The following is an 11,694-nucleotide window of genomic DNA, read 5'->3' on the forward strand; positions in this document are numbered from 1 at the left end:
ACGTCCAATGGTTGTCCCACATGCCTCTGTTGGGAAGCCCACACTTGTCCGGTCACAGGTCCGTATCCGTTCGTCCGCGCCCGAAGTCTGCCCTCGTGTACCCGGTGCCCGGACGGAGCGTCTAGCCTGGCAAGCGAATCGAAGCGGCTAGAAACGGGCACAGGACTCGGGGAAGCGACGAGACACCAAATGGGGAGTGCTGTGATCACGGCGCGCGCGGCTGCCACCTTCGACCCGGTCGGGCGCTCCGTCGCGACCGCCCGTGCCTTTGTCCGCGACACCCTCCAGGGGTGGGGATACACCGACGTCGTCGATGATGCCGTCGTCCTCACCAGCGAGCTCGTCACCAATGCGGTGGTCCACGCGGGCACCGCCGCGGACGTGCTGTGCCTTCGTACGGAGGACGGCGTCCGGGTCGAGATCGCCGACCACTATCCGGAACGCGAGATCCCGCTCCAGTCCACCGGCCCCGACTTCGGCAGCCCGGACCGGGAGGGCGGCCGCGGCCTGCTGCTGTGCGCCGCGCTCGCCTCCCGCTGGGGCGTCGAGTACTCCCCCGCGCACAAACACGTCTGGTTCCAGCTCGATCTCCCCGACCGCCCGGTGGGTATCCGCTCCGCGGGCCCGCTGCTCCCCGTCGACCTGCTCCCGGTCACCGACGAACGGGTCAGGGTCGCCGTCGTCCAGATCGACAGCCTGGGCGCCATCGCGGCATGGAACGACGACGCCGCGTACCTGTTCGGATACACGTCGGACCAGGTCACCGGCAAGCAGCTCACCGACTTCACCGCCTGGCCGCAGACGCCCGGCACCAACACCGGTATCGCCGACGCGCTGCGGCTCTCCCGCTGGGAGGGCAGCTACGGCATCCGGGGCGCCGACGGCCGCACCATCGCGGTCTACGGCTCCCACCTGCGCGTACGGGACACTCAGGGCGACCCCTCGACGGTCTGTCTGCTGGTCCGCGAATACGAGCGGGCGGTGCTCCAGTCGCCGGTGCGCACTCCGGTCTCCGACCCGAACACCGAGATCCGCAAGACGGACCCCTTCGAGGTCTTCATCGGCTCCCCCGCCCCCGACGACCTCGACGGTCTGCTCCAGCGCACCGTCGAGCGGGCACGCGACATGCTCGACGCCGACGCGGCGTTCCTGCTGCTGGCGACGGACGACGAGACCGAGCTGGAGGTGCGGGCCACGACCGGCCTGCCCTCCGCGCGCCAGCGCTTCGCCCGTGTCCCCGTCGAGGCCGGCACCGGGCGGTACGGCTCGGCGCGCATGCCCGCGGTCCACGAGGACCTCGACGCGGTCCCGGGCGCCGTCCCGCTGCTGGGCAACACCGGTATGCGTTCCGTGGTCACCGTCCCGCTGAAGGTCGAGGGCCGTCTCACGGGCTCCCTGGGCGTCGCCGCCGAGGCCGCCGGCCGGTACTCGAACGAGGAGGCCCTGCGCCTCCAGTTCGCGGCGGACCGCATCGCCCTGGCCGTCGAGTCCGCCCGCCTCGGCGAACTGGAACGGCTGCGCCGCGGTTCCCTCTCCTTCCTCGTCGAAGCGTCGGACCTCCTCGCGGGCACGCTCGACCGGGATCAGACCCTGGCCCTGATGGCTCAGATGACGGTCCCGACCCTGGCCACCTGGTGCGCCGTCTACACGATCGCCGACCAGTCCTCGGACCCGTACCTCTCGTACGTGCTGCACGAGGACGAGGAGCTCATCGACGGCCTCAAGGCCCTTCTCTCCAAGATCTCCCCGCCGGAACCGGTGCCGGCCCCCGGCGCCCGTGTCTGGTCCGCTCCGTCCGAGGCAGCCCACGAGGCAGCCCTGCGCACCTCGATGCGCACCATCGGCCTGGGCGACGCCGGAAGCCTGGGCGCGGGTATCCGTACAACGCTTGCCACTGCGGCCGCGGTGGGCGGGGAGACGGTCGTCCTTCCGCTCGTCGCCCGCAACCGTGTCATCGGGATGCTCACGCTCGGCAAACCGTCCGACGACCATTTCCGCCAGGAGATCCTGGAACTGGCCGAGGACCTCTCCCGCCGGGCGGCGCTGGCTCTCGACAACGCCCGCCTCTACTCGGAGCGCATGGCGATCAGCCAGTCGCTGCAGCGCAGCCTGCTGCCGCCGGGACTGCCGGACGTACCCAATGTCGAGATCGAGGTCATCTACCGGGCAGCCGGTGAGGGCAACGAGGTGGGCGGCGACTTCTACGACGTCTTCCCGATCCGCGACGGTGCCTACGGTTTCGCCATCGGCGACGTCTGCGGCACCGGCCCGGAAGCGGCGGCCGTGACAGGCCTGGCCCGCCACGCCCTGCGTCTGCTCGCCCGCGAGGGCTTCGGCGGCCCCGCCGTCCTTGAGCGGCTGAACGCCGCCATCCTCGACGAGGGCGCCCGCAGCCGCTTCCTGACGCTGCTGTACGGGGAGCTGTGGCCCCAGGAGGACGGCAGTGCGCTGCTGAAGGTGGTCTGTGCGGGCCACCCGCTGCCGCTGCGCCTGCGCCAGGACGGGTCGGTCGAGGCCGCGGCGGAACCGCAGCCGCTGCTGGGCGTCATCGAGGACCTGGAGCTGTACGAGCAGACGTTGACCCTCGACCCGGGCGATGTGCTGCTGTGCGTGACCGACGGTGTCACCGAACGCCGTGAGGGCACCCGGATGCTCGGCGACGACGGCCTGGCGGAGGTACTGGCCACGTGCACGGGCCTTACGGCGGGTGCGGTGGCGTCACGCATCCTGCGGGCCGTCGAGCGGTTCGCCGCCGAACCGGCCTCGGACGACATGGCCATCCTCGCAATGCGCGTCCCCGAACCGCCGGCCGCATAGCTCCGGATACGCGAAAAGCCCCCGCCGAGTGGCGGGGGCCTTTTCGTCTGCCTGAGCCCCAATGCGGAATCGAACCGCAGACCTTCTCCTTACCATGGAGACGCTCTACCGACTGAGCTATTGGGGCCTCGCTGCCCTGCGGCAACGAGCTAAATCATACCCTGATCCAGGGGGTGCGCAAAACCATCTGTCGCAGCGTCACCGACCCACGTCCCCACGGTGTTCCGCCCCCGCAGGGGCCCGTCGGCGGGCCTTCCGGGCCGGGTGTGCCTCCGTACCGCGGCAGTGGGCCGGCGGACCTGGTCCGGAACGCAGAAAAGCCCCGTGCCACAAGGGCACGGGGCTCAACTACTATCAAAAGGAGTTCGGCGGCGTCCTACTCTCCCACAGGGTCCCCCCTGCAGTACCATCGGCGCTGAAAGGCTTAGCTTCCGGGTTCGGAATGTAACCGGGCGTTTCCCTAACGCAATGACCACCGAAACACTATGAAATTAACCAACACCGGAACAAAACACGGCCGTTCGTTATTTCAGAACTAACACAGTGGACGCGAGCAACTGAGGACAAGCCCTCGGCCTATTAGTACCAGTCAGCTCCACCCGTTACCGGGCTTCCACATCTGGCCTATCAACCCAGTCGTCTACTGGGAGCCTTAACCCTTCAAGAGGGTGGGAATACTCATCTCGAAGCAGGCTTCCCGCTTAGATGCTTTCAGCGGTTATCCTTTCCGAACGTAGCCAACCAGCCATGCCCTTGGCAGGACAACTGGCACACCAGAGGTTCGTCCGTCCCGGTCCTCTCGTACTAGGGACAGCCCTTCTCAATATTCCTACGCGCACAGCGGATAGGGACCGAACTGTCTCACGACGTTCTAAACCCAGCTCGCGTACCGCTTTAATGGGCGAACAGCCCAACCCTTGGGACCGACTCCAGCCCCAGGATGCGACGAGCCGACATCGAGGTGCCAAACCATCCCGTCGATATGGACTCTTGGGGAAGATCAGCCTGTTATCCCCGGGGTACCTTTTATCCGTTGAGCGACAGCGCTTCCACAAGCCACTGCCGGATCACTAGTCCCGACTTTCGTCCCTGCTCGACCCGTCGGTCTCACAGTCAAGCTCCCTTGTGCACTTACACTCAACACCTGATTGCCAACCAGGCTGAGGGAACCTTTGGGCGCCTCCGTTACTCTTTAGGAGGCAACCGCCCCAGTTAAACTACCCATCAGACACTGTCCCTGATCCGGATCACGGACCCAGGTTAGACATCCAGCACGACCAGAGTGGTATTTCAACGACGACTCCACAACCACTGGCGTGGCCGCTTCAAAGTCTCCCACCTATCCTACACAAGCCGAACCGAACACCAATATCAAACTATAGTAAAGGTCCCGGGGTCTTTCCGTCCTGCTGCGCGAAACGAGCATCTTTACTCGTAGTGCAATTTCACCGGGCCTATGGTTGAGACAGTCGAGAAGTCGTTACGCCATTCGTGCAGGTCGGAACTTACCCGACAAGGAATTTCGCTACCTTAGGATGGTTATAGTTACCACCGCCGTTTACTGGCGCTTAAGTTCTCAGCTTCGCCGACCCGAAAGTCAGCTAACCGGTCCCCTTAACGTTCCAGCACCGGGCAGGCGTCAGTCCGTATACATCGCCTTACGGCTTCGCACGGACCTGTGTTTTTAGTAAACAGTCGCTTCTCGCTGGTCTCTGCGGCCACCCCCAGCTCATGGAGTAAATCCAATCACCAGTGATGGCCCCCCTTCTCCCGAAGTTACGGGGGCATTTTGCCGAGTTCCTTAACCATAGTTCACCCGAACGCCTCGGTATTCTCTACCTGACTACCTGAGTCGGTTTAGGGTACGGGCCGCCATGAAACTCGCTAGAGGCTTTTCTCGACAGCATAGGATCATCCACTTCACCACAATCGGCTCGGCATCAGGTCTCAGCCTTAATGTGTGACGGATTTACCTACCACACGGCCTACACCCTTACCCCGGGACTACCACCGCCCGGGCTGGACTACCTTCCTGCGTCACCCCATCGCTTACCTAGTACAAGTCTGGTTCGTCGGCTCCACCACTACCCTCAACTCCGAAGAGATCGGGCCGGCTTCACGGACTTAGCATCGCCTGATTCAGTATTGGGCGTTTCAAAGCGGGTACCGGAATATCAACCGGTTGTCCATCGACTACGCCTGTCGGCCTCGCCTTAGGTCCCGACTTACCCTGGGCAGATCAGCTTGACCCAGGAACCCTTAGTCAATCGGCGCACACGTTTCTCACGTGTGTATCGCTACTCATGCCTGCATTCTCACTCGTGAACCGTCCACAACTCGCTTCCGCGGCTGCTTCACCCGGCACACGACGCTCCCCTACCCATCCACACAGGCGTTGGCCCTATATGTGTGAATGACACGACTTCGGCGGTACGCTTGAGCCCCGCTACATTGTCGGCGCGGAATCACTTGACCAGTGAGCTATTACGCACTCTTTCAAGGATGGCTGCTTCTAAGCCAACCTCCTGGTTGTCTCTGCGACTCCACATCCTTTCCCACTTAGCGTACGCTTAGGGGCCTTAGTCGATGCTCTGGGCTGTTTCCCTCTCGACCATGGAGCTTATCCCCCACAGTCTCACTGCCGTGCTCTCACTTACCGGCATTCGGAGTTTGGCTAAGGTCAGTAACCCGGTAGGGCCCATCGCCTATCCAGTGCTCTACCTCCGGCAAGAAACACACGACGCTGCACCTAAATGCATTTCGGGGAGAACCAGCTATCACGGAGTTTGATTGGCCTTTCACCCCTAACCACAGGTCATCCCCCAGGTTTTCAACCCTGGTGGGTTCGGTCCTCCACGAAGTCTTACCTCCGCTTCAACCTGCCCATGGCTAGATCACTCCGCTTCGGGTCTTGAGCGCGCTACTAAATCGCCCTATTCGGACTCGCTTTCGCTACGGCTTCCCCACACGGGTTAACCTCGCAACACACCGCAAACTCGCAGGCTCATTCTTCAAAAGGCACGCAGTCACGACTGCATGTGCAAGCACACACAGCGACGCTCCCACGGCTTGTAGGCACACGGTTTCAGGTACTATTTCACTCCGCTCCCGCGGTACTTTTCACCATTCCCTCACGGTACTATCCGCTATCGGTCACCAGGGAATATTTAGGCTTAACGGGTGGTCCCGCCAGATTCACACGGGATTTCTCGGGCCCCGTGCTACTTGGGTGTCTCTTAAACGAGCCGTTAATGTTTCAGCTACGGGGGTCTTACCCTCTACGCCGGACCTTTCGCATGTCCTTCGCCTACATCAACGGTTTCTGACTCGTCTCACAGCCGGCAGACCGTGAAAAAGAGATCCCACAACCCCGCATGCGCAACCCCTGCCGGGTATCACACGCATACGGTTTGGCCTGATCCAGTTTCGCTCGCCACTACTCCCGGAATCACGGTTGTTTTCTCTTCCTGAGGGTACTGAGATGTTTCACTTCCCCTCGTTCCCTCCACACTGCCTATGTGTTCAGCAGCGGGTGACAGCCTATGACGACTGCCGGGTTTCCCCATTCGGACACCCCCGGATCAAAGCTTGGTTGACAGCTCCCCGGGGCCTATCGTGGCCTCCCACGTCCTTCATCGGTTCCTGGTGCCAAGGCATCCACCGTGCGCCCTTAAAAACTTGGCCACAGATGCTCGCGTCCACTGTGCAGTTCTCAAACAACGACCAGCCACCCACCACCCCACCCTTACCGGGCGAGTTCACTGGGGCCGGCAACCGAAGGACGACCACGACGGCCGTACCTTCAGATACCCAACAGCGTGCCCGACCCGACCGATCACTCCCCACATTCCACGCCGAAGCAGTACTAGTGAAAAACAACCTGTCGTGCCGAATAGTCAACGTTCCACCCATGAGCAACCAGCACCGAACATTCGCCGGTGTACTGGCCTCTGACCCGGAAAACCGGGTAAGAAATGCTCCTTAGAAAGGAGGTGATCCAGCCGCACCTTCCGGTACGGCTACCTTGTTACGACTTCGTCCCAATCGCCAGTCCCACCTTCGACAGCTCCCTCCCACAAGGGGTTGGGCCACCGGCTTCGGGTGTTACCGACTTTCGTGACGTGACGGGCGGTGTGTACAAGGCCCGGGAACGTATTCACCGCAGCAATGCTGATCTGCGATTACTAGCAACTCCGACTTCATGGGGTCGAGTTGCAGACCCCAATCCGAACTGAGACCGGCTTTTTGAGATTCGCTCCGCCTCGCGGCATCGCAGCTCATTGTACCGGCCATTGTAGCACGTGTGCAGCCCAAGACATAAGGGGCATGATGACTTGACGTCGTCCCCACCTTCCTCCGAGTTGACCCCGGCAGTCTCCTGTGAGTCCCCATCACCCCGAAGGGCATGCTGGCAACACAGAACAAGGGTTGCGCTCGTTGCGGGACTTAACCCAACATCTCACGACACGAGCTGACGACAGCCATGCACCACCTGTACACCGACCACAAGGGGGGCACCATCTCTGATGCTTTCCGGTGTATGTCAAGCCTTGGTAAGGTTCTTCGCGTTGCGTCGAATTAAGCCACATGCTCCGCTGCTTGTGCGGGCCCCCGTCAATTCCTTTGAGTTTTAGCCTTGCGGCCGTACTCCCCAGGCGGGGAACTTAATGCGTTAGCTGCGGCACCGACGACGTGGAATGTCGCCAACACCTAGTTCCCAACGTTTACGGCGTGGACTACCAGGGTATCTAATCCTGTTCGCTCCCCACGCTTTCGCTCCTCAGCGTCAGTAATGGCCCAGAGATCCGCCTTCGCCACCGGTGTTCCTCCTGATATCTGCGCATTTCACCGCTACACCAGGAATTCCGATCTCCCCTACCACACTCTAGCCTGCCCGTATCGACTGCAGACCCGGGGTTAAGCCCCGGGCTTTCACAACCGACGCAACAAGCCGCCTACGAGCTCTTTACGCCCAATAATTCCGGACAACGCTTGCGCCCTACGTATTACCGCGGCTGCTGGCACGTAGTTAGCCGGCGCTTCTTCTGCAGGTACCGTCACTTTCGCTTCTTCCCTGCTGAAAGAGGTTTACAACCCGAAGGCCGTCATCCCTCACGCGGCGTCGCTGCATCAGGCTTTCGCCCATTGTGCAATATTCCCCACTGCTGCCTCCCGTAGGAGTCTGGGCCGTGTCTCAGTCCCAGTGTGGCCGGTCGCCCTCTCAGGCCGGCTACCCGTCGTCGCCTTGGTAGGCCATTACCCCACCAACTAGCTGATAGGCCGCGGGCTCATCCTTCACCGCCGGAGCTTTTAACCTTCCCCCATGAGAGGGAAAGTATTATCCGGTATTAGACCCCGTTTCCAGGGCTTGTCCCAGAGTGAAGGGCAGATTGCCCACGTGTTACTCACCCGTTCGCCACTAATCCACCCCGAAGGGCTTCATCGTTCGACTTGCATGTGTTAAGCACGCCGCCAGCGTTCGTCCTGAGCCAGGATCAAACTCTCCGTGAATGTTTTCCCGTAATCGGGATCACACACACGAGAGCGGAACAATCGAGTCGGAATAAGACCGATCGTTCACTATGTCCTCGCTATGTGCATTGCCTGGTAGAACCACTAGTGTGGTCTGCCAGGACTTTCAAAGGAACCTCGAACCTGCCGAAGCAGGTCGGGGTATCAACGTATCTGGCGTTGACTTTTGGCACGCTGTTGAGTTCTCAAGGAACGGACGCTTCCTTTGTACTCACCACCAGAACATTTTCTGGGGCTTTCCTCCGGGCGCTTCCCTTCGGTCTTGCGTTTCCGACTCTATCAGACTCTTTCGTGTCCGATTCCCGGTCGAAGCGGGCCTCGCATTTTCGCTTTCCAGTTCTTCGCTTTCACGCTTTCCCTTTCCAGCGGTTCCAACCTTACCAGACTCAATTTCGTTCCGTTTCCGGTTCGAATTCGATTTCCAGTGGCCGTTGAAGTGGCCTTGCCTTTCGGCTGAACCGACTTTATCAGAACTTCTGAGTCGGAATTTCCATCCTCTGCGGGAGGCTCACGGCGCACGAGTGCGCGCTGTGCTTCCCGGTGAGGCGGAGCCGTAAACCTACTGGAGCGGGGCTCCCCGATGCAAATCGGGGGCCCCGCTCCGGAGTTCGCGCCTGTCGGGGTCAGACCTCGACGACGACGGGAAGGATCATCGGACGCCGGCGGTAGGTGTCGGAGACCCACTTGCCCACCGTGCGGCGGACCAGCTGCTGGAGCTGGTGCGGCTCCATCACGCCGTCCTGGGCCGACTTGTTGAGTGCGTCCTGGACCTTCGGTACGACCGCGCTGAAGGCCGAGTCGTCGATGCCGGAGCCCCGGGCCTGGATGTGGGGGCCGCCCACGATCTTGCCGGAGGAGCTGTCGACCACGATGAACACGGAGATGATGCCCTCGTCACCGAGGATGCGGCGGTCCTTGAGAGAGGTCTCGGTGACGTCGCCGACCGAGAGGCCGTCCACGTACACATAGCCCGCCTGGACCTTGCCGACGATCTTGGCCTTGCCGTCGATCAGGTCGACGACCACGCCGTCCTCGGCGATGACGATGTGGTCCTTCGGTACGCCGGTGAGGGCGCCCAGTTCGGCATTGGCCCTGAGGTGGCGCCATTCGCCGTGGACCGGCATCAGGTTCTTCGGCTTGCAGATGTTGTAGAAGTACAGCAGCTCGCCGGCCGAGGCGTGGCCGGAGACGTGGACCTTGGCGTTGCCCTTGTGGATGACGTTGGCGCCCCAGCGGGTCAGACCGTTGATCACGCGGTAGACCGCGTTCTCGTTGCCGGGGATCAGCGACGACGCCAGGATGACCGTGTCACCCTGGACGATCCGGATCTGATGGTCGCGGTTGGCCATCCGGGACAGGGCTGCCATGGGCTCGCCCTGCGAACCCGTGCAGACCAGCACGACCTCGTCGTCCGGCAGGTCGTCGAGGGTCTTGACGTCGACGACCAGGCCCGCGGGAACCTTCAGATAGCCCAGATCACGGGCGATGCCCATGTTCCGGACCATCGACCGTCCGACGAAGGCGACCCTGCGGCCGTATTCGTGGGCCGCGTCGAGGATCTGCTGGATGCGGTGCACGTGGCTGGCGAAGCTCGCCACGATGATCCGCTTCTGGGCATTGGCGAAGACCGTGCGCAGGACGTTCGAGATGTCCCGCTCGGGCGGTACGAAGCCGGGGACCTCCGCGTTGGTCGAGTCGGAGAGCAGCAGGTCGATGCCCTCCTCACTCAGCCGCGCGAAGGCGTGCAGGTCGGTGAGGCGGCCGTCCAGCGGCAGCTGGTCCATCTTGAAGTCACCGGTGGCGACGGCCATGCCCGCAGGAGTGCGGATGGCGACCGCGAGAGCGTCCGGGATGGAGTGGTTGACCGCGATGAACTCGCAGTCGAAGACGCCGATGCGCTCGCGCTGGCCCTCCGTGACCTCAAGGGTGTACGGACGGATGCGGTGCTCCTGGAGCTTCGCCTCGATGAGTGCGAGGGTCAGCTTGGAGCCGATCAGCGGGATGTCCGCCTTCAGACGCAGCAGATACGGGACACCACCGATGTGGTCCTCGTGGCCGTGCGTGAGGACGATGCCCTCGATGTCGTCGAGACGGTCCCGGATCGTCGTGAAGTCCGGAAGGATCAGGTCGATTCCGGGCTGCTCCTCCTCCGGGAAGAGCACGCCGCAGTCGACGATGAGCAGGCGGCCGCCGTACTCGAAGACCGTCATGTTGCGGCCGATTTCGCCGAGGCCGCCCAGCGGGGTGACCCGAAGGGCGCCCTTCGGGAGCTTCGGCGGGGTGCCGAGTTCAGGATGCGGATGACTCAAAAGACTCTCCTTACCACACGCGCCACGTACCGCTTGGGCACGTGGCGCGCATGTCATTCGTGCACTTGCTGTTGTCTTGGGGTGTTGCCCTCTTGCGAGTGTTCTTCGCGTATTCAGTTGTGAAGTCTGTGGTTACAGCTGTACCCCACCGGCGGCGAGATCGATCTTGAGCTGCGCCGTTTCGTGTGCGGAGAGTTCCACCAGGGGGAGCCGCAGCGGGCCCGCGGGGAGACCCTGGAGGGTCAGTGCGGCCTTGGTGGTGATCACACCCTGGGTACGGAACATGCCGGTGAAGACGGGCAGCAGCTTCTGGTGGATCTCCGTGGCCTTCTGGACGTCACCGCCCAGGAACGCCTCGACGAGAGCCCGCAGGTCCGGGGTGACGACATGGCCGACGACGGAGACGAGGCCGACCGCGCCGACCGAGAGGAGCGGGAGGTTCAGCATGTCGTCGCCGGAGTACCAGGCGAGGCCCGACTGGGCGATGGCCCAGCTGGCGCGGCCGAGGTCGCCCTTGGCGTCCTTGTTGGCCACGATGCGCGGGTGCTCCGCGAGCCGCACGAGCGTCTCCGTGTCGATCGGCACACCACTGCGGCCGGGGATGTCGTAGAGCATCACCGGCAGGCCGGTGGTGTCCGCGATCGCCGTGAAGTGCCGCAGCAGGCCCTCCTGCGGAGGCTTGTTGTAGTACGGCGTCACCGCGAGGAGGCCGTGAGCGCCGGTTCGCTCGGCCGTGCGGGCGAGCTCGACGCTGTGGCGGGTGTCGTTGGTCCCGATGCCGGCGACCACGTGCGCCCGGTCTCCCACTGCATCCAGCACAGCCCTTACGAGCTGGTCTTTCTCCGCGTCGCTGGTGGTCGGGGACTCGCCGGTGGTGCCGTTGACGATCAGGCCGTCGTTGCCTGCGTCCACCAGATGGGTGGCGAGCCGCTGTGCGCCGTCGAGGTCGAGTGCGCCGTCCGCCGTGAAGGGCGTGACCATAGCGGTGAGGACCCGCCCGAAGGGGGTCTGCGGAGTGGAGATCGGAGCCATGGGT

Annotated in this window: 3 protein-coding genes, 1 tRNA gene and 3 rRNA genes; 1 reads left to right on the forward strand and 6 read right to left on the reverse strand. The window is 62.9% G+C overall.

The window, feature by feature from the left end:
• Window positions 1-189 precede the first annotated feature (189 nt).
• Entirely contained in the window at window positions 190-2,817 is a 2,628-nt protein-coding gene (locus OG322_RS08200; protein ID WP_185095453.1) for a SpoIIE family protein phosphatase, read from the forward strand.
• A gap of 54 nt (window positions 2,818-2,871) precedes the next feature.
• Here the strand turns inward: OG322_RS08200 and OG322_RS08205 are convergent.
• The 6 genes from OG322_RS08205 to dapA all read right to left on the reverse strand — a co-directional run bounded on the left by OG322_RS08205 (window position 2,872) and on the right by dapA (window position 11,690).
• Window positions 2,872-2,944, reverse strand: a tRNA-Thr gene (locus tag OG322_RS08205).
• A 236-nt stretch (window positions 2,945-3,180) separates the two neighbouring features.
• Window positions 3,181-3,297, reverse strand: a 5S ribosomal RNA gene (gene rrf, locus OG322_RS08210).
• A 79-nt stretch (window positions 3,298-3,376) separates the two neighbouring features.
• Window positions 3,377-6,501 (reverse strand): 23S ribosomal RNA (locus tag OG322_RS08215).
• Between the two features lie 301 nt (window positions 6,502-6,802).
• Window positions 6,803-8,328 (reverse strand): 16S ribosomal RNA (locus OG322_RS08220).
• The 16S, 23S and 5S rRNA genes sit together here with 1 tRNA gene alongside, the layout of an rRNA operon.
• 644 nt (window positions 8,329-8,972) lie before the next feature.
• Complete coding sequence (locus OG322_RS08225; RefSeq protein ID WP_123462684.1) at window positions 8,973-10,658, reverse strand: ribonuclease J; 1,686 nt, start codon at window positions 10,656-10,658, stop codon at window positions 8,973-8,975.
• Between the two features lie 132 nt (window positions 10,659-10,790).
• Window positions 10,791-11,690 carry a 4-hydroxy-tetrahydrodipicolinate synthase gene (gene dapA, locus OG322_RS08230; protein ID WP_123462682.1) on the reverse strand — a complete coding sequence of 300 codons (900 nt, stop codon included), beginning with the start codon at window positions 11,688-11,690 and terminating at the stop codon, window positions 10,791-10,793.
• Window positions 11,691-11,694: the final 4 nt, after the last annotated feature.

The organism is Streptomyces sp. NBC_01260 (assembly GCF_036226405.1).
Taxonomy (GTDB): domain Bacteria; phylum Actinomycetota; class Actinomycetes; order Streptomycetales; family Streptomycetaceae; genus Streptomyces; species Streptomyces laculatispora.

What these genes read in the sequence shown, in the direction of transcription:
- OG322_RS08200 (WP_185095453.1), top strand. Translation starts at nt 190, where the DNA reads ATGGGGAGTGCTGTGATCACGGCGCGCGCGGCTGCCACCTTCGACCCG.
- dapA (WP_123462682.1), bottom strand. Translation starts at nt 11,690, where the DNA reads ATGGCTCCGATCTCCACTCCGCAGACCCCCTTCGGGCGGGTCCTCACC.